This window comes from Yoonia sediminilitoris (assembly GCF_003058085.1).
GTDB classification, from domain to species: domain Bacteria; phylum Pseudomonadota; class Alphaproteobacteria; order Rhodobacterales; family Rhodobacteraceae; genus Yoonia; species Yoonia sediminilitoris.
This window is the reverse complement of record NZ_QBUD01000007.1, coordinates 145189-162840: the sequence shown is the minus strand read 5'-3', so window position 1 is coordinate 162840 and position 17652 is coordinate 145189. Positions and strand designations below refer to the sequence as shown.

Below are 17652 nucleotides of genomic sequence, written 5' to 3'. Positions count from 1 at the left end.
AGTTCCCGGCTCAGCTCATGAAACCAAACATCATTACCTTCCTCGCCCCCAAGGGCGGTGCCGGGCGCACCACGGCAGTCATGGCACTTGCGTCAACGATTGTTGAAGAACGAAGCTTCCCGTCACTGATCATTGATGCCACGCCCGAGGCAAGCCTACGCCCAGCTCACAAGACGACTTTGGGACAGTGGCAGCGGCAGATGTTTAGAACGGGCGTGCAGCGGGACAGCCTCTTGGTCCGCCATGTGGTTGACGAAGATGCGCTTACCGAGATCATCAATGAGCATATCAACGACCGCTTTTCGAAGTTTGGGGTGGTCCTGATCGATACAGGCGGGCGCCTTGATGATCTCGCGCTGACGGCCGCTTCACACAGCAATCTACTCATCGCGCCGTTTATGGATGCCCTGACAGCCCTCAGGATTTCTGAAGAACTGAATGGGGTCGATCTGGGTGGCATACCACTCTACGGCCTGAGATGTGGAGATGCGTGCAATGAAGCTGAGCAACGCGCTGCCTCGGCCGCGTTCACGGCGGGCCGCTTGTTCTTACGCAGCTTACCCTACTCGCCCCAACTTGAGGATATTTCCGTCGATGGGCATCTCTCCAACACCTTTACCAGATTGACCTGTGAGCATGCCATTTACGACCTCTCCGACCCAAGACGAAAACCGGTGCGTGATTTCATCAATGTCAGATCGGAGATCGATAAGCTTCTGGACGAGATCAGATTGGCCTTGGGTGGCTATGAGGTCCGCAAGCGCACGCCCATGCCACGCCGTACCCCCCTTCCTCTGCACGAACTCGCCGGGCTGCTACCGACATGACCGGCTATGGCGGAAATCTCACCATTGTGCGCGGTGTTGTGACGGCTGCGAAAGAGCAGATGCACTCTGTCCGCGTGGACCGGAAAACCGGCTACAGCAGGATCAATGCGACGCGGGAGCTGTGGTTGCGGTGTGAAGATGGCAAAGAACACCGATATCAGGGCGACATGTTCGACGCTGCGCAGCCGGGGCATGAGGTGGCTGTCGTCATCAGCACACTATCTGGCAAGCCAGTGGCCTTTGCCAACTTCACCACCGGGGTCGTCCATGATGGAGAGGAGTTGAATGTCAGTACATCTCTCGGCGCGACCCTAATCAGCACCTTTGGCCTGAGCCTTCTTATCGCTCTACCCGGTCTATTCGTATGGTCCGCTCTTCTGGAGATTATTGGACTTGGCGACCATGCTTTCACAGGAACGGGTTTCCAGCTCTACCTAGTGACACTCATCGCCTGCGTCTATGCCGGACTGACGGTCTGGTCTAAAAGCTACCGGGAGCGCTCCAGCGCGTTGCGGCAGGAAATAGATCACCTGCTGACGCGCGAGACGGCCTCTACGAGCCAAACTTGATCAACAAGCCCAAACCCAACCTGCCCACCTCAACAGGCACATCACGAGCTGAGTAAGACAATGACCATCTGGTACACAGCCGACACGCATTTCGGCCATGATAACATCATCAAGCACTGTGGTCGGCCGTTTGAATCCGCCAGCCACATGGATGCGATGCTGCTCGCCAACCTGAGCGCAAAAGTCGGACCACAGGATACGCTCTGGGTCGTCGGTGACTTCGCGTTCGGTCCCAAGGCGAAAGACCGCAAATGGGTTTCCAACCTGTTCGCGCGGCTGCCCGGCAAAGAAAAGCACCTTGTCGTCGGCAATCATGATGGCGAGGCCACGCAGCAATTGCCGTGGACGAGCGTGTCCCAGATGGCTGAAGTCGCCCACGGCACTGGCCCCCATGCCGTTCTCAACCACTATCCGATGATCACATGGCACCGGGCCAGAAAAGGGGCGCTGCACCTCTTTGGCCACGTGCACGATCAGTGGATGGGAAGCAGGAACGCGGTGAATGTCGGCGTCGATGTCTGGGGCTATGTGCCCGTCACGATCCGGGATATCGAACAGCGCGCAAAGACCTTGCCTGCAAACAAGCACTGGCAAGATGTCGAACACAACGCGGAACTTTGAGATGTCCAGATCGTACCGCAAGACACCAATTACAGGCATGACGACAGCCGAGAGTGACAAGCGCTTCAAGAAGACTGAGCACAAGCGCGCCCGGCGTGCCCTGAACGCAGTAGATCTGACCAAAGAAGAGCCACCTGCCGAGAAAGCCTTCGGCAACCCCTGGAGCGCACCAAAGGATGGCAAATGCTGGACAGATCCAAACGACTGGCCCCGGATTTGGCGAAAGTAAACCAATGACCGATGAACCTGAAAAAGTCGAAACCATCCTTCCAGCCCGCGCCTCTGCACTGGTCGTAACCGCCGCTGGAGAATTTAAATTTGTGATGGCTAACGGACCCACCGACGCACAAATGCAGCCGAACGTTCTGCTGCTATCCGCTGTTATGCTGAGAAGCAGAGCCCCCGAGTGGGTCGCTGAAATGATGGCATGGCTGGAAGCGCAAGACATTAGTATGTGATGGGACAGCGCTACTATATTTAGGTCGGATCGGTATCGCGAGAGTGCTCATGTTCCAGATAGGCCCCGGTTTGCCGGTAGTGCTCGTCAATTGTGTGCATGATCCTCGTCGCGACGCGCTCCATTACCTTCGGTGTTCTTTTGAAGGTCATCGGCCGCCTAGCGATTTCGAAAGCAATAAAAAATTTCACATCTTCGTCTACAACTTCGGGGTACTTGGCCCGAAAAGCCTCAAACACGTCGATTGCCAGCTTCGCGTCTGCGATGCGAAGTGTTTGGGTCGGTGGCTCTGGGGGCAGCCCAAAAATGTCCGACAATTCGACGTCCCCGCGTGCAACGATGCGTTCTAGCAAATCTCCAGGTACAGTTCGGTTGCCTTTTTCATAGTTGAATAATGCGCGGCGTGTTACGCCGAACTCTTCGGCGAATTCTGTTCGTGGAAGGCCTCTTTTCTCACGGTAGTCGGTCAAGCCTTTGGCAAGCGAAGGAGCCTGTCTGGTGGTCTTGAGTTCCCGAGTTCTTTCATCACTTGCGATCCGATCAAGCGAAGCCTTCAAGTCCTTCGTTTGACTGGTTGCCGCGCGGGTCTGACGTGACTTGCGTTTGTTTTGTGGGTCTCCTTTTTTGAAGCTGTAGGTTTTGGACATATCCGTATGACTCCAAAATTGGGAACATTTGTACTCATAATCTAATTGGTAGCGCCGCGCCAGATTTTAGGGGTGGAAACGTGAACAAACCTGAAGAAGCTTGCAGCAAGTCGCTTCAAGGAGGCCGCAGAAATGGAACAATTCGACGACATGCTGACACCACGCGAATGGTGCAAAAAGCTGCAAAAGTCCGGAGCTATCATTTCCGAAAGGGCACTTCGGACGAAGGCGAGAGAGCATGGGCAGTTCTATGCGCTTGGGCGGGCAATGATGCTCAGTGCCGATCACGTTGAAAAGCTGCTCACGTTGGATGCAGCGAACTCAAAACGGGCCGACTGAGTGATTGGAGCCGATTATGGAGTTTAGTGCACAATCCATTCAACTCGTATCGTCCGAGGACCTGGCAACCGCCCTTGGTTTCGCGTCGGCGAACGATGCCTTTCGAGGTTTTTGCAGGGAGAAGGGAATAACACCTGTTCGTCGTAACCCGCACTATTTTGATCCCAAGCTGGTGCGTGTGCGACTTGATCAGGCCCAAGGCCTGTTAGCTCTTGAACCCGTTTCCCAAACCGAAAGTTTGGTTGGTAAGAGGAGGGCTCGTCTTGCGCGGTTACCAGCTTCCTGAGGGAGTCCATCGGGTCGAGAGAAAGCTTGCCGATGGTCGATCTCGATTTCATTTTTACGCAGAACGGGGCAACAAGCATTCCAAGTTCTGGTCTGGATATGTTCGCTGTCCGGTCGATCTCGAGTTTCGGCAAGCCTGGACTGCAAAAATATCACGTCCGAAACCGATTGGAATCTCTACCTCGACAGTCATCGACCGATTCCTGTCGTCTGCGGAATTCGTAGTCGCCATACGGCCGAGGACCCAATCGGACTATCGTGGTTGGCTAAAGAAATTCGATGCCAGCTTTGGAGAAGACTCCATCAAGTTGTTCGAGGAGCCGGAGTCGCGTGGTGAGGTGAATACCTGGCGTCAAAAGTGGATGCATTCACCGAAACAATACGACTACGCCGGAACTGTGGTTTGTCGCTTTTTGAATTGGGCTAAGGACGAAGCAAAAGTGATCACGAAGCATCACTGCGAGGGGTTCAAGAAACTATACCAAGTCGACAGATCGAAGGTCATATGGACCCCGTCGCTTGTGGATCAGTTTTGCAAGGATGCGCCTGTCTGGACAAAGCGCATCCTTATTGCGGCATGCGAAACCGGTTTGCGGCCTGCTGATCTTTGTCGGCTCAACTTGCGCCACGTCGAGCCAACGCCCAAAGGGCGCAGGATCACGATCACAACCAACAAGAGCAACCGAACCGTTTTTATACCCGTCACTGAAGCGATGGCAGATTTGATCGACAGTACTCCAGAGTGCCAAAAATTCATACTTGTTGGACTTTCCGGGAAACCACTCGACGAGCGCCGCATTTCCGAAGCGGTCTTTGAGCATAGGAAGAAGGCAAAAATTGAGGGCGACGTTCGTCTCTACGACGCTCGCGGTACGGCAGCGACCAGACTTTTACACGCGGGATTGTCGCTGAACCAAATCGCCGGTGTCATGGGGTGGGGGCTGCGCTATGCCGCCAACATGATTGAAAAATATGCCGAAATTTCGGGTAGCGAAAGCGACGCGATCCTCGAACTTTTGGAGGAAGCGAAGCATGCCCCAGACGTCGAAGTGTAAACGCAACTGTAAACGCCCCGTTAGGGGCACAAGAAGGAGATAGCTAAGTGCTTGATTTTAAATGGAGGCGAGTACCGGAATCGAACCGGTCTACACGGATTTGCAATCCGCTGCGTAACCACTCCGCCAACTCGCCGTCAGCCAGCGCTTGACTACGCATCAGCACGCGGGGCGTCAAGCGGTTATCTTCAGCCGCCCGCTACTCATTTGTGCGGTCAGGCAAAGGGACGCATGCGCCAAAACCTGCACGCGCTGTAAAACGGGACGTCATTATCCACCACGCGGATCGCGGCAGCCGCTATGATAGCGCCGCCGTTTGAAGTCGGGGCCGACGGTCCATTGGACTGCCGTCATTCTTGCTCCTCTCCTTCTTCAAGAGGATCAAAGCTGAGCGGCTATGGCAGCGATCACGGAAGACGTGCCCGGACGCCATTACGCCAATTTCGGCATATATCAAGGGCTTCTACGATCCGCGCGGGCGGCACACAGCACCAGGCTGGAAAAGCCTCTTGGCCTTCGCAGCAAAGGCTGCGCAAACCGCGTGAGAGTTACGGCTGCAAAGTGGCGTAAGGTTTGCGAAATTTGAGCTAATCAGACAGTGGGGCTTAATGAAATATTCTGAATCTCTGCGGATAAGGCGCTTGGCGGTAAGGGACAACGAAATGCTGCGTGAGACGCAAATCACACCAGACCGAAGGGTCAACACGCGCGTAAGTGCGCCGAAAGATGAATCGGACCAACCGGCTAGTGACCTGGCGATGCAGATATTGGATGCTGTCGAGCAAGGTGTTGTGATTTGGTCATCGGATGGCAGGTGCGTGATGCACAATCAGCGCTTTTTGAATATCCTTGAATTAGAACCCTCCAAGCTGCGCGTCGGGATGCCGCTGGATCGCTTTATGCGCCAAGAGCGTGATCGCGGTGTATTTTCCAGTGAGATGGTTGCAGAGTACCAAGAGCTATTTCAGGTCGGGCGCGGCTTTCAGTTCGACTTCTCTTTGCCTTCGGGCGAAATCATTTCGGCGAATGTGCGCCCTGTCCGTGAGGGTGGCCATGTTGTAGCCGTCACCAATGTCACAGAAACGCGACAGGCGATTACCGCGCTGAACCTTGCCAAGGCAGAGGCCGAGGAAGCCGAACGCAAGACGTCTGCGATACTGGAGCATGAGCGCGCGCGCCAACGAGAAACATCCTTGTTGGCCAATATGGATGAGTGGCTGCAATCCTGTAAATCGCTGGAAGAGCTTTATGTCATTGTCTCAGCCTTCATGCAAAAAGCCCTGCCCGGCACGCGGGGGCAGTTGTTCATCTACGCCAAAGCGCGCGACGTGCTGGAGCTTGCTTGCACATGGCACTGCAAAAACACACAGGAACAGGTCAGTCCTGACAGTTGTTGGGCGCTGCGCCGTGGCCGTAGTTATATCTATGATCCCACGGAGCTGAGTTTTGTCTGTGACCATGTCAAAGACGGAAACGACAGTGATGTGGGTGCACATCGTTTCATCTGTGTCCCCATCATGGCCCATGGTGATACTGTCGGGATGATGCATGTGGGGTTTGTGACTGAAGGCGCCAATATCGAAGTCTTTGACGCTGTCACTTTCACAAACCGCTGCGCGGAACATATCTCGATGGCGATCGCGAATGTGAAGCTGCGCGACGAACTACAAGATCAGTCCACCCGTGACCCGCTGACGGGTCTATACAACCGGCGCTATTTCCTTGAAGCATTGCGCAAGGAACTCAATCAGGCCGCCTTGCGTCAGGGCAATTTTGCGCTGCTTTCACTGGATGCAGATCATTTCAAGAACTTCAATGATCAATATGGCCACGACGCTGGCGATGTCGTTTTGGAAGCAATTGCCGAAAAGATGACTGCGCTGGAGTTTGAGAGGGTTATTCCTTGTCGCATCGGTGGTGAAGAATTCAGTCTGCTGTTGCCTTCTGCCGACCGCACGCGCGCCACTGATGTTGCCGAAGAACTGCGTCAAAGCATTGAAAATGCCCGCATCAAATATGCTGGCGGAGCGCTGCCGAAAGTCACTGTATCAATTGGCGTTGCTGTCTATCCGACACATGGAACCGAACCGCAGGATTTGATCAAACAGGCTGATGTTGCCTTGTACAATGCGAAAAAGTCAGGCCGTAACCGCTGGAGCATCTGCGATGCGACAGACCTGATCACTTTCGATTGAAGTGTGTCGCCCTTGACCTGAGATGTGAGCCAAAGGTGAGACTCCTATGGCATATAGACGCTGGTGAGCAGGTTCAGATTATGTCTGACGAAACTCCGAATTCTTCCTGTTTGCGCTTGCTGATGGCCTGCGTCATCCGGTCGGCGATCATTGCGATCACGGCCATGCCGATGCCCGCAGTCATGCCCACCCCAAAGTCGCCATCCCCCAGGCCGATATAGATTTGCTGGCCCAGCCCGTTGGTTCCCACAAGTGCCGCAATCACCAGCATCCCGATCGCATAGATAATTGTTTGGTTCAGCCCCAGCATGATGGCGGGCAGCGCAAGCGGCAGTTTCACCTTGAACAGCATTTGCGTGCGCGTCGCCCCGATGGCTTCAGCGGCCTCTGTCACAGCGGGGGGCAGGTTGCGCAGCCCGTGTTCGGTGTACCGAATGGCGGGCACGATGGCATAGGCAATCACGGCCAGCACGGCGGTGAATTCGCCGATCTTGAAGACCATGACAAAGGGGATCAGGATCACGAACAGCGGCATGGTTTGCAGCGTGTCGATGATCGGGCGCACAATGGCAGAGACAACCCGGCTTTCTGATGCCCAGATGCCAATCGCCGTTCCGAAGGTAAAGCAGATCAGAACGCCAACGCCGCACAGATAAAGCGAAAGGACCGTTTGCGGCCAGATGCCAGCCACGATCAGGAACAGCAGGGCGCACGCTGTGCCGATCGCCAGCCCGCGCCCGGCGATGATGTAGCTGGCGCAGATCAGGGTGGTAAAAAGCGCCACCCACGGCACATTTGTCAGTCCGATAAACAAGAACACGCTGCCCAGAACGATCAGGCTGGCCAGTGTTGCCCGCCCCCGCACAAAGGCCCATGCGGCAACGCCCGCCACGATCAGTGCGTAGCCTGCGATGATTGGCGGTGACAGGGCAAACCCCCAGGTGAACGGGCTGACCGCCTTGCTCAGGCCGATCTTGATCGGCAGCATGATGAAGAAGAACGCGCTGTTCTTGATCGTATCAATCGTTTCGCGTCCGTTGATGACCACATATTCCAGCGCTTCGTTCATCTGGGGCGCGGGGTCAAACACCAGCGCATCGGGCCATGTGTGCAAGGCAGGGATCAGCAGGGACAACAGCCCGGTCACGATCATGGCGCCTGCGGTGATGCCCCACAGCCTCAGCGCGTTCCTGTTGCGCCCTTGTGCGCGGTCTTTGGTGGCAAACCCGTAGGTGATCCGGTCCAGCACCATGGCAATCAGCGCGATCACGAAGCCGACGAGCAGGCTTTCACCGAATTGCGCCTTGCGGATGGTTGAAAGGACTTCCCAACCGATGTCGTTGGTGCCGCCGATGATCGAGGCGATGATTACCATCGACAGCGATGCCATGGTTGTCTGGTTCACGCCCAGCAGCATTTGGGCCTGTGCTGCGGGCAGGCGCACTTTCCAGAAAAGCTGTGACGGTGTCGCCCCTGAAATCAGGCCAGCCTCGGTTATTTCGGGCGGCACGGCGCGCAGCCCAAGGATCGTGTTGCGCACCATAGGCGGGAACGCATAGAGGATCGACGCCACCAGCCCGACGGTTGTTCCGAATCCGAACAGGATCAGGATCGGTAGCAGATAGGCAAAAGCAGGAATTGTTTGCAGCAGGTCCAGCATTGGCATGATGACCCGCTTGGCCCGCTCTGAATAGGCCCCCCAGACGCCAAACCCGAAACCGACAGCCAGCGCCATCGGCACAGAAATCAGCACGATGGCAAGGCTGTTCATGCTTTCATCCCAAAAGCCGATACCAGCCATGTAAAGCAGTGACAAAGCCACAAACAGCGCCAGTCGCCAGCCAGAGGCTGCATAGCCGAGCACAACAAGAAAAATTGTTGTGACCGACCAAGGCAGAATGCCAAGCAGGCCCTGTGCTGCCCAGATCGGCCATTCCAGCAGCCAGCCAACGGCTTTGAACGCAGGCCCGAATGTATCGACAAAGCCGTTCATCCAACGGTTCATCGCATCGGTGGGCGAGGCCACCCACGTATCGGGGAAACTGACAAGGAACGGAAATTGTGCGGCAAAGACGTAAAGGGCCAGTGTAATGGCCGCAAGACCGCCCCAGATCAGCGGTTGGCCGTTGCGCATCATTGTGCGGCCTCTAGCCGGCCACCCTTGGTGTCTGCCAAGGCGCTGATTACGTCGCGGGCCTTGATCACCCCTAGCGTCGTTTCGCCAGGGCCCTGCACGGCGATCCCGTCTTCGTTGGCGGCAAGCAGGGGCAGCAGGGTCGCCAGCGATGTCGTGGCATCAACCGCTTGCAGTCCCGGCGTGGCTTGCGCGCCCGGTTGCACGATGTCACCCGCCGTCAGAACCATTTCAGAAGGCACGTCATTGGTGAATTCGCGCACGTAATCGTCAGCAGGGTTCAGGATCAGGTCGACCGGGCGCCCGATCTGGACCACTTCACCATCGCGCATGATCGCCATCCGGTCAGCGATGCGCAGCGCCTCGAGGAAGTCATGGGTGATAAAGACAATGGATTTGCGCAATTCGGACTGGATGCGCAGGAATTCATCCTGCATCTGGCGGCGGATCAACGGGTCCAGCGCGCTGAAGGGTTCATCAAGAAACCACAGTTCAGGTTCGACGGCCAATGACCGTGCAATCCCGACCCGCTGTTGCTGCCCGCCTGACAATTCGCGGGGGAAACTTGTCTCGCGCCCCGTCAGTTCGACCAGATCAATCACTTTTTGCGCCTTGGCCTGCCGTTCTTTTAAGGGCACCCCCTGCAATTCGAGCGGAAAGGCCACGTTATCCAACACATTCAGATGCGGCATCAATCCGAAGTTCTGAAACACCATACCCATCTTGTGACGGCGGAAATTGATCAGCTCTTGCTTGGATTGGGTCAGCAGGTTTTGTCCGTTGAACAGGATTTCGCCAGCGGTTGGTTCAACAAGCCGCGACAGACAGCGTACGATGGTCGACTTGCCCGACCCTGACAGCCCCATGATCACGAAGATCTCGCCGACATGCACGTCGAACGACACGTTGGCGCTGGCCACGATATCGCCTGCGTCGCGGATTTTTTGGGCGTGGGCCGCCGCATTGTCGCCGACGTTTCCGTTGGTCCCGTCAAAATAGGCACCGGGGCGGTCGCCGTAGATTTTCCAGACATTACGGCAGGATAGTTTGACCTCTCCAACGGTGGATTTGGGTGCGGTCATGGGGCTTTCTCCTGTTGCCACGCGGTGTGCGCGGATGTGCAAGTGGCAAAAGTTGCCACCTGCAAGGTTATTCCGGCATGTTCATACCGAAACGCTTAGCTGGTCCAGCCGCGCCAAGTCGCTTCGTTGTCTCTCATCCACTCTGCAACAGCTTCTTCGACTGACAGGCCGTCCTGATCGACCCGCTGGATCAAGGCGTTTTGCACGTCGTTTGACAACTCGTATGATTCAACGAATGCATAGGCTTCGGGCCATGTGTCCGCGAAATCCTTGGACACGATTTTCTGCACAGAGGCTTGCGCGAAGCCGCAGGCGTTGCCGCGTGACTGGTCAACACCGGCCAGACAATCGGGCGAACTGCTGTCCCATTCGACGACGTTCAGCGCGATCTCGGCATGGATCCAGTGCGGCTGCCAGAACATCATCAGCATCGGCTGTTCGGTGGCAATGGCAGACTTCATTTCCGCCAGCATCGCGCCTTCGCTGCCGCCTGCAACAGGCTGGAAAGGCAGGCCTAAGGCAGCAACCTGATCGTTTGACCGTGTTCCCCAGTCTGCGGGGTATGTGATCAGGCGCCCGTTGGGAAAGGTGTCTGCGGCGGCAAAGGCTTGCGCGCAGTCATAGAGCGCTTCGTAGGATGGCAGGCCGGGGCACTGTTCTTCCATGTAGGGAGGATAGAACCAGCCTTCGAGCGGACGCAGACCCAGTTCGCCGACGACCGTGATATCACCCGCGTCTACTGCCTTGGGGTAGATTTCGCCCACGTTGTTGGTCCATGTTTCCGGCTGGAAGTGCAGGCTGCCATCGGCGATGGCGGCGAATTGCGGCACGGCGCCGGCGGTAACATATTCAACCTCTTGTCCCATTTCCTGCAGAACGGCGCCTGCGATATAGGCTGACAGGTTTTGCCCTGTCCATTCGTTGACTGCGATCTTGATGGCGTCGGCATGCGCTGGTGCGGCCATGCCCGTGACAATCGCGATGGTTGCGATGCCGGTTTTCAGTGTGACGTTCATTGGAGGCTCCCTATTGTCGTTTTTTACGTGTTTATTGGAAAGCTTTCGTCTTGGCGAGGGGCTGAGCCCAAATACCACAGAACAGGCGTGCAGGCACACGTCGTGGAAGAGGCGCATTTCGGGTGTTTGCTTTTCGCAAAAGCGCAAGAAGAATTAAGTGACTGGACAGGGCCGAAAGCTTTTGAAGTCAGGTCATGGTTTGATATTGTGCCCCAGATCAGGGGAGACGATAATATGCGGGAATGGTGGCGTGATGCGGTGGTCTATCAGATCTATCCGCGCTCTTTTCAGGATAGTACCGGCGACGGTGTTGGCGACCTGCGGGGCATTATCAAACGGCTGCCGCATATTGCAGAGCTTGGCGCAGATGGTGTCTGGCTGTCGCCGATTTTCACATCCCCGCAAAAGGATATGGGTTATGACGTGTCCGACTATAAGGACATTGACCCGTTGTTCGGCTCGTTGGCGGATTTTGATGCGCTGATTGCGCGGGCGCATGAACTCGGTCTGAAGGTAATCACAGATCAGGTGTTGTCACATACATCCGACCAGCATCCGTGGTTCCGCGAAAGCCGGGCCAGTCGCGACAATCCCAAGGCGGATTGGTATGTCTGGGCGGACCCGCTGCCTGATGGGTCGCCGCCGACAAACTGGCATAGCCACTTTGGCGGGCCGGCGTGGGAATTCGACCCCCAGCGCGGCCAATATTACCTGCATAATTTTCTCGCGGCGCAGCCTGATCTGAACTACCACAATCCGCAGGTGGTGGACGCCATTCTGGACACCTGCAAATTCTGGCTGGATCGTGGGCTGGATGGCTTTCGGCTGGATACGGTCAATTACTTTTTCCACGATCAGCTGCTGCGCTCCAATCCTCCGGCACAGGCTGCGCCGCAGGTGATGGCGACCGATCTTTATGGGATGCAGGATAACATCTATAACAAGACCCGCCCTGAAAATCTCGGATTTCTGGAAAAACTGCGCACGCTGACAGATCAGTATGATGACATCATGATGGTTGGCGAAGTGGGCGAGGGTGGCAGCCGCGCTGCCCGCGTGATGGGCGAATATACCCAAGGGACCGACCGGCTGCACATGGCTTATAGTTTTGCCATGCTGGGGCCTGATTTCAGCGCCGAACATTTCCGCAACTGCATTGACGGGTTCCGGCAGGGTGCGCCTGATGGCCACCCCTACTGGTCTTTCAGCAACCATGATGTGCCCCGCCACGTGACCCGTTGGGGTGATCATGCCGTCAGCGAAGATCACGTTGCACGCATGACCTGTGCCATGCTGATGGCGTTTGAAGGGACGGTGGGAATTTATCAGGGTGAAGAGCTTGGATTGACCGAAAGCGAACTGGTCTACGAAGAACTGACGGACCCGCCTGCGCTGCGTTACTGGCCCGGTATCAAAGGCCGCGATGGCTGCCGCACGCCGATGGTCTGGGAAGCGGATGCAATGCATGGTGGCTTTACCGAAGGTGCGCCTTGGCTGCCCGTCAAACCGCCGCAACTGGCGCGTGCCGTGGATACGCAGGGTGCGGGCAGTATTCTGGCATTCTATCGCGACGCCATCGCATTTCGCAAAGATAGCCCGGCGTTGACGGAAGGGACCAAGCGTTTCCTTGATTTGCCAGAGCCGCTGCTGGGCTTTACCCGGCGGGCCAGCGACCAGCAACTGACCTGTGTCTTCAACCTGTCCAAGGATGAAAAACAACTCGATCTGGACGGTGTGGCTGAACTGGTCGGTCCGTATCATGCGCTGTTGCAGGATCAGCGATTGACGCTGCCGGGCAACGGGTTTGCCTATTTGTCACATGCGGATGCGCTGCACGTTACGGTCTGAATTCCACATGGATGTGATCATCATGGCGCGCGGCTTTGCAGCCTTGAAAACGCACATGCTCTGATTGCACACCTAGCCGCTTTGCTAAGTACGGTTCGATGAACAGTTTATAATCCGTGCCCGTCGGATTATTGGCCAGCCAGCGCAGTGCGGCGCCTGTGCGGGCTTCGTTCAATGTCCAATCGCGCAGATAGGGCTGGAGCCAGTCCAAATCCCAACGCAGGCTAAGCCCGGTTTCATCCGCGCAGGACTGCGTTTCGCCCGCGCGGGGTACGGCAAAGCCCCAATAGCCAATGATGGATTTAGCGCGCGCCAGTTGGTATGTGCCCGCCGCATCATCCCAATAAAGCGCAAGGTCCAGCTTTTGCCCGTCATCGTGCGTGAGGTGCGGCAAGAGCGGAAAGCCATCAAGCAAAGGAAAGCTTGCATCAAGCGCGCGCGTCCGGGTGCCGGGGAACTGTTCGTGCATGTGGCTCGCCACTGCGTCGGCATGCGTTTTCATAGCGGAAGTGACGTAATTGCGGTTAAGCGCGCAATAAAGCGGGTTCAGCACAGCAACCTGAGTTGGGCCCGCATCCAGACAGGGCAATGCGGTGCGCCCTGCCATCGGAGCGGCGAAATGTGCCCCGACGGACAGGGCCGTATAAAAGGCAAGGAACAGGACGAAAAATCGCCCGAAACTCCGGGTAAGCAGGGCCAGCAACCAAGCGATGCCGCCCACTTGGGTGAGGGCAGTCAAAAGAAGGATGGCAAACCCGTGTCTGATCATACGTTTAACAAGAGATGTTCACGTTCCCATGGGCTGATGACTTGCAGGAACTCGTCATATTCGGCGTGTTTGACGATCGAATAAACACGCGCAAAGTCAGGGCCAAGCACCTGTTGCAGGTCGGTTGCAGCATCAAAAAGCTCAAGCGCGCTGAACAGATCGCGGGGGATGGCGTCTTCGGCCTCATAGGCATCGCCGTGCCAGCGCTTGTCCGGGCGCAGTTCGTTCTTCATACCAAGATACCCGCAGGCCAGCGATGCGGCAATGGCGAGGTAGGGGTTGCAATCCATCCCCGCAAGCCTGTTTTCGACACGTCGCGCAGCCGGATCGGATATCGGAATACGAATGCCCGTGGTGCGATTGTCCCGGCCCCATTCAAGGTTGATGGGTGCCGCATGGTCGCGGACATAGCGGCGGTAGCTGTTCACGTAGGGGGCAATCATCGCAACCACGGCGGGCAGATGTTCCTGCAAACCTCCGATGAAGTGGAAGAACGCATCCGTCTCGCCCGCTTGCGGTCCGGTGAAGATATTGCGTCCCTTCGCGTCCAGAACGGAATGGTGGATATGCATCGCTGACCCCGGCTCGCCCTCGATCGGTTTGGCCATGAAGGTGGCGAAACAATCGTGCCGCAGCGCCGCCTCGCGGATCAGCCGTTTGAAGAAAAACACCTCGTCTGCAAGCTTCAGCGGGTTGCCGTGGCGCAGGTTGATCTCAAGCTGGCCAGCGCCGCCTTCCTGCGCGATGCCGTCAATCTCGAACCCCTGGATTTCGGCGAATTCATAGATGTCGTCAATGACAGGCCCATAATCATCAACCGCAGACATGGAATAGGCCTGCCGGCCTGCCGCAGGGCGCCCGGTGCGGCCCATCATGGGGGCGATCGGCTTGGCGGGGTCGATGTTGCGGGCCACAAGGTAGAATTCCATCTCCGGGGCGACGACGGGTTTCCAGCCTGCGGCGGTATAAAGGTCGATGACGCGGCGCAAGACGTTGCGCGGGGCAAAGGAAACCGGTGCCCCCTTTTGGTCAAAGGCGTCATGGATGACTTGCAAGGTCCCGTCGGTGGCCCATGGCGCCGCAGTTGCGGTGCTCAGGTCAGGGCGCAGGATCATGTCGGGTTCAAGAAACCCGTCAGGCCCCGCCGCTTCGCCCCAATCGCCGGTGATGGTCTGGAAAAAGATGGAATTGGGCAGGTGAAAATGGCTTTGCTTGTCCCATTTTGTGGCAGGCACGGCCTTGCCGCGCGCGATGCCGGGCAGGTCGGCAATCACGCATTCAACCTCATCAAGTCGGTTCGCCTCAAGATAGGAGCGTGCGGCGGGGGGAATATTGTCAATCCAGTTCATTGCAGCCTGCGTTCCTTGAAAAAGGTTGCGATCTGATGCGCAACCAGTGGGGTGTCAATCGGCAGGTCCTGCGTGGCGTGCAACTGGTCAAGCAATGCTTGCGGGACAACGCCCTTGCCGCGCGTTTGCGCAAGTTTGCCGGTGAATTCGGAATCGAATTCCGGGTGCGCCTGCACTGTGAAAATCCGTTTGTCATAGACCAGTGCCGCGTTTTCGCAAAAGGCACTGCTGGCGCAGACGGTGGCTGCCGCGGGGCGGGCGATGACCTGATCCTGATGCCATGCGTTGATGGCGACCTGCTTGCCCTGCCAGTCATAGGTCTGGCGGCCCACTGCCCATCCCTGAGGATATTTTGCGACCCTACCGCCAAGGGCCTGTGCAATGATCTGATGGCCAAAGCAAATGCCGACAATGGGCACATCAGCGGCATAGGCTGCGCGCACGAACGCTTCAAGCCGGGGGATGAAGGGGTGATCCTCGTAGGAGCTATGTCTGGACCCGGTGATCAGCCAGCCGTCGCAATCGGTGACGGATTTGGGAAACACCATCCCTTCGACATCATAGGAGGCGAATGCAAATCCGTGCCCATCCAGCAGGTCGGCGAACATCCGGTCATAGTCACCGTAGTCCGGGCGCAGTTGGTCCGGGGGGTGCCCGGTTTGCAGAATGCCTATTTTCATGGTGTGTTCTCGTGGTGGTATTGTCGGAAACGCTAGACCTAATCCACAGGTGCCGCAAGCCAGTCAGCTGTGAAAGCTAGCGGATGATCGCCGGACGGATGCGCAGTTTTGCCCGCCTGTCTTGTGGCAGATGCCGGTTCAGACGTCTGTTGATCAGCCCGAAAATACTGATGACGATCAGTGTCAGCAGAATGAAATAGCCCGCAAGGATCGGGTAGGGCACAAACGGATTGAAGGTCTTGTCCGCGAAGTAGTTCGCATAATAAAGCGCGTCGCCCTTTTGCTGGAGCGCGGGAAACCCCGAAAAGAACACCAGTGCGGTTGCATGGAACAAAAAGATCGCTTCGTTGGTATAGGCTGGCCATGCCAGCCGCAGCATGGTGGGCCAGATCACCCGTGTGAAGCGCGACCAGCCGGACAGGCCGTAGGCGTCTGCCGCCTCGATATCGCCTTTGGGTATGGATTGCAGCGCGCCGTAGAAAATCTCGCCCGAGTAGGCGGCGGTGTTCAGGATCAGGACCACCAATGCGCCAGCCCAAGCGGATGTAAGCGGGCTGAAGAATGGGTAGGCCCCTTTGAGGCTGAGAAACAGGAAATAGGCGAAAAAGAACTGGATAAAGAGCGGTGAGCCACGGAACAGAAAGATGAACCACTCTGACGGCTTGCGCAGCCACGGGTTTCGCGCGGCTTTGCCCATGGCCACGGCCGTTGCCAGAAAAAAGCCGCTGCACAAGGCCAGCACGCCGAAATAGACGTTCCAGATCATGCCTGATCCGATCAGGGTGAATTGCTGGCACAGTGTGAAATCCGCGCGCGGCAAAAGCCGCTCTCCTATTCCCAGCGAGCGCAGTCCGTAGGCGGCGATTGTGTCCCAACATTCCATCAGGCGGCCGCCTTGCGCTGGGCTTCGCCTGCTGCGGTTGCCTGACCGTGTGTCAGGCGGGACATGATCCGGTCCAACACCACTTCGGACAGTTTGGTAAAGCACAGGTAGAAAACCAGCAGGGCAAGGAAGTACCACATCCGCCAGTCACCGTGGGGATAGTCTGTGAAACGCTCGGTTTTCGACCCGCCCAGCTCGCGCGCCCAATAAACGATATCTTCCACGCCCAGCAGGAACAGCAGAGGGGTCGCCTTGATCAGAACCATCCACAGATTCGACAGGCCGGGCAGGGCATAGACCCACATTTGCGGCACCAGCACCCGCCAGAAGGTTTGCCGCTGCGACATGCCGTAAGCTTCGGCCGTTTCAAGCTGCCCACGGGGCACGGCGCGCATGGCTCCGAACAGCACATTGGCGGCAAATGCCCCGAAAACGATGGCAAAGGTCAGGACCGCAAGAAAAAACCCGTAGGTTTCATGCAGCCACTGCGGCGCGTTTCCCAATGGCAGTTTGGCCGCTTCGCACACCACAAAATCGCTGCCCTGCCGGATCGGCTGGTCCCAATCGGGGCATTTGAACTTGTGGCGCAGATATTCGAACGCCTGATCCAGCGCGATCACGAAGAACAGGAAAAACGCAATGTCGGGAATGCCGCGGACAATGGCGATGTAGGTTTTGCCAAACCAGCGCAGGGGGGCAATCGGGCTTCGGGCCGCAGCGGCACCGCCGAACCCGAATGCAAGCGCGGTTGGTGCTGTGATCGCCAGAAGCAGTAGAACAGTGCCAACAGCCCAATAGATGGACATATGCTTGCCCGTCGTCAGGTAGCAGCTAAGCCATGTAAGCCCGTCAAGGGTGGCTGGATCTGTGCAGTAACTGAAAATACTGTGGCCTTT

At 56.9% G+C, this 17652-nt stretch carries 18 protein-coding genes and 1 tRNA gene; 9 read left to right on the top strand and 10 right to left on the bottom strand.

Going from position 1 to position 17652, the window contains the following annotated elements; all coding sequences use genetic code 11:
* Nucleotides 1-17 precede the first annotated feature (17 nt).
* Genes C8N45_RS14275 through C8N45_RS14255 form a run of 5 tightly spaced genes read left to right on the top strand, consistent with a single transcriptional unit; the run spans nucleotide 18 to nucleotide 2475 of the window.
* Complete coding sequence (locus C8N45_RS14275) at nucleotides 18-827, top strand: P-loop NTPase family protein (protein WP_108386918.1); 810 nt, start codon at nucleotides 18-20, stop codon at nucleotides 825-827.
* The gene (locus tag C8N45_RS14270) at nucleotides 824-1396 is read left to right on the top strand and encodes a hypothetical protein (RefSeq protein ID WP_108386917.1); all 573 of its coding nucleotides are present in this window, start codon (nucleotides 824-826) and stop codon (nucleotides 1394-1396) included. The genes C8N45_RS14275 and C8N45_RS14270 overlap by 4 nt, the downstream gene beginning before the upstream one ends.
* 60 nt (nucleotides 1397-1456) lie before the next feature.
* Nucleotides 1457-2017 (top strand): metallophosphoesterase, encoded by a 561-nt coding sequence (locus tag C8N45_RS14265; protein ID WP_108386916.1) that lies wholly within the window; start codon nucleotides 1457-1459, stop codon nucleotides 2015-2017.
* A gap of 1 nt (nucleotide 2018) precedes the next feature.
* On the top strand, nucleotides 2019-2246 hold the full coding sequence (locus C8N45_RS14260; RefSeq protein WP_211095473.1) for a hypothetical protein: 228 nt from the start codon (nucleotides 2019-2021) through the stop codon (nucleotides 2244-2246).
* A 4-nt stretch (nucleotides 2247-2250) separates the two neighbouring features.
* On the top strand, nucleotides 2251-2475 hold the full coding sequence (locus C8N45_RS14255) for a hypothetical protein (protein WP_108386915.1): 225 nt from the start codon (nucleotides 2251-2253) through the stop codon (nucleotides 2473-2475).
* A gap of 19 nt (nucleotides 2476-2494) precedes the next feature.
* On the opposite strand, the gene C8N45_RS14250 is transcribed toward C8N45_RS14255, so the two are convergent.
* Complete coding sequence (locus tag C8N45_RS14250) at nucleotides 2495-3121, bottom strand: helix-turn-helix domain-containing protein (protein ID WP_108386914.1); 627 nt, start codon at nucleotides 3119-3121, stop codon at nucleotides 2495-2497.
* Between the two features lie 132 nt (nucleotides 3122-3253).
* Between C8N45_RS14250 and C8N45_RS14245 the strand changes: the two genes are divergently transcribed.
* Entirely contained in the window at nucleotides 3254-3460 is a 207-nt protein-coding gene (locus tag C8N45_RS14245) for a hypothetical protein (RefSeq protein ID WP_108386913.1), read from the top strand.
* A gap of 263 nt (nucleotides 3461-3723) precedes the next feature.
* The gene (locus tag C8N45_RS14240) at nucleotides 3724-4800 is read left to right on the top strand and encodes a tyrosine-type recombinase/integrase (RefSeq protein ID WP_108386964.1); all 1077 of its coding nucleotides are present in this window, start codon (nucleotides 3724-3726) and stop codon (nucleotides 4798-4800) included.
* Between the two features lie 62 nt (nucleotides 4801-4862).
* Here the strand turns inward: C8N45_RS14240 and C8N45_RS14235 are convergent.
* Nucleotides 4863-4936, bottom strand: a tRNA-Cys gene (locus C8N45_RS14235).
* A gap of 622 nt (nucleotides 4937-5558) precedes the next feature.
* On the opposite strand from C8N45_RS14235, the gene C8N45_RS14230 reads away from it, so the two are divergent.
* A complete protein-coding gene (locus C8N45_RS14230; protein ID WP_168769487.1) occupies nucleotides 5559-6995 on the top strand; it encodes a diguanylate cyclase in 1437 nt (478 codons plus the stop codon).
* 73 nt (nucleotides 6996-7068) lie between these two features.
* On the opposite strand, the gene C8N45_RS14225 is transcribed toward C8N45_RS14230, so the two are convergent.
* From C8N45_RS14225 to C8N45_RS14215, 3 genes are all read right to left on the bottom strand, one after another.
* On the bottom strand, nucleotides 7069-9132 hold the full coding sequence (locus tag C8N45_RS14225) for an ABC transporter permease (protein ID WP_108386911.1): 2064 nt from the start codon (nucleotides 9130-9132) through the stop codon (nucleotides 7069-7071).
* A complete protein-coding gene (locus tag C8N45_RS14220; protein WP_108386910.1) occupies nucleotides 9129-10211 on the bottom strand; it encodes a quaternary amine ABC transporter ATP-binding protein in 1083 nt (360 codons plus the stop codon). Before C8N45_RS14220 ends, C8N45_RS14225 begins: the two co-directional genes overlap by 4 nt.
* Before the next feature lie 95 nt (nucleotides 10212-10306).
* Nucleotides 10307-11227 carry an ABC transporter substrate-binding protein gene (locus tag C8N45_RS14215; protein WP_168769486.1) on the bottom strand — a complete coding sequence of 307 codons (921 nt, stop codon included), beginning with the start codon at nucleotides 11225-11227 and terminating at the stop codon, nucleotides 10307-10309.
* A 234-nt stretch (nucleotides 11228-11461) separates the two neighbouring features.
* On the opposite strand from C8N45_RS14215, the gene C8N45_RS14210 reads away from it, so the two are divergent.
* The gene (locus C8N45_RS14210; RefSeq protein WP_108386963.1) at nucleotides 11462-13075 is read left to right on the top strand and encodes an alpha-glucosidase; all 1614 of its coding nucleotides are present in this window, start codon (nucleotides 11462-11464) and stop codon (nucleotides 13073-13075) included.
* On the opposite strand, the gene C8N45_RS14205 is transcribed toward C8N45_RS14210, so the two are convergent.
* From C8N45_RS14205 to C8N45_RS14185, 5 genes are all read right to left on the bottom strand, one after another.
* Nucleotides 13065-13844 (bottom strand): hypothetical protein, encoded by a 780-nt coding sequence (locus C8N45_RS14205; RefSeq protein ID WP_108386908.1) that lies wholly within the window; start codon nucleotides 13842-13844, stop codon nucleotides 13065-13067. The genes C8N45_RS14210 and C8N45_RS14205 overlap by 11 nt on opposite strands.
* Entirely contained in the window at nucleotides 13841-15193 is a 1353-nt protein-coding gene (locus C8N45_RS14200; RefSeq protein ID WP_108386907.1) for a glutamine synthetase family protein, read from the bottom strand. The genes C8N45_RS14205 and C8N45_RS14200 overlap by 4 nt, the downstream gene beginning before the upstream one ends.
* Nucleotides 15190-15873 carry a type 1 glutamine amidotransferase gene (locus C8N45_RS14195; protein WP_108386906.1) on the bottom strand — a complete coding sequence of 228 codons (684 nt, stop codon included), beginning with the start codon at nucleotides 15871-15873 and terminating at the stop codon, nucleotides 15190-15192. The genes C8N45_RS14200 and C8N45_RS14195 overlap by 4 nt, the downstream gene beginning before the upstream one ends.
* 76 nt (nucleotides 15874-15949) lie before the next feature.
* Complete coding sequence (locus C8N45_RS14190) at nucleotides 15950-16756, bottom strand: ABC transporter permease (RefSeq protein ID WP_108386905.1); 807 nt, start codon at nucleotides 16754-16756, stop codon at nucleotides 15950-15952.
* Nucleotides 16756-17640 carry an ABC transporter permease gene (locus C8N45_RS14185; protein WP_108386904.1) on the bottom strand — a complete coding sequence of 295 codons (885 nt, stop codon included), beginning with the start codon at nucleotides 17638-17640 and terminating at the stop codon, nucleotides 16756-16758. The genes C8N45_RS14190 and C8N45_RS14185 overlap by 1 nt, the downstream gene beginning before the upstream one ends.
* Nucleotides 17641-17652 lie beyond the last annotated feature (12 nt).

Coding starts and splice junctions, on each gene's coding strand:
- C8N45_RS14205 (WP_108386908.1), bottom strand. CDS start 13,844: ATGATCAGACACGGGTTTGCCATCCTTCTTTTGACTGCCCTCACCCAA.
- C8N45_RS14275 (WP_108386918.1), top strand. CDS start 18: ATGAAACCAAACATCATTACCTTCCTCGCCCCCAAGGGCGGTGCCGGG.
- C8N45_RS14200 (WP_108386907.1), bottom strand. CDS start 15,193: ATGAACTGGATTGACAATATTCCCCCCGCCGCACGCTCCTATCTTGAG.
- C8N45_RS14260 (WP_211095473.1), top strand. CDS start 2,019: ATGTCCAGATCGTACCGCAAGACACCAATTACAGGCATGACGACAGCC.
- C8N45_RS14255 (WP_108386915.1), top strand. CDS start 2,251: ATGACCGATGAACCTGAAAAAGTCGAAACCATCCTTCCAGCCCGCGCC.
- C8N45_RS14220 (WP_108386910.1), bottom strand. CDS start 10,211: ATGACCGCACCCAAATCCACCGTTGGAGAGGTCAAACTATCCTGCCGT.
- C8N45_RS14225 (WP_108386911.1), bottom strand. CDS start 9,132: ATGATGCGCAACGGCCAACCGCTGATCTGGGGCGGTCTTGCGGCCATT.
- C8N45_RS14195 (WP_108386906.1), bottom strand. CDS start 15,873: ATGAAAATAGGCATTCTGCAAACCGGGCACCCCCCGGACCAACTGCGC.
- C8N45_RS14270 (WP_108386917.1), top strand. CDS start 824: ATGACCGGCTATGGCGGAAATCTCACCATTGTGCGCGGTGTTGTGACG.
- C8N45_RS14215 (WP_168769486.1), bottom strand. CDS start 11,227: ATGAACGTCACACTGAAAACCGGCATCGCAACCATCGCGATTGTCACG.
- C8N45_RS14265 (WP_108386916.1), top strand. CDS start 1,457: ATGACCATCTGGTACACAGCCGACACGCATTTCGGCCATGATAACATC.
- C8N45_RS14190 (WP_108386905.1), bottom strand. CDS start 16,756: ATGGAATGTTGGGACACAATCGCCGCCTACGGACTGCGCTCGCTGGGA.
- C8N45_RS14210 (WP_108386963.1), top strand. CDS start 11,462: ATGCGGGAATGGTGGCGTGATGCGGTGGTCTATCAGATCTATCCGCGC.
- C8N45_RS14230 (WP_168769487.1), top strand. CDS start 5,559: ATGCAGATATTGGATGCTGTCGAGCAAGGTGTTGTGATTTGGTCATCG.
- C8N45_RS14250 (WP_108386914.1), bottom strand. CDS start 3,121: ATGTCCAAAACCTACAGCTTCAAAAAAGGAGACCCACAAAACAAACGC.
- C8N45_RS14245 (WP_108386913.1), top strand. CDS start 3,254: ATGGAACAATTCGACGACATGCTGACACCACGCGAATGGTGCAAAAAG.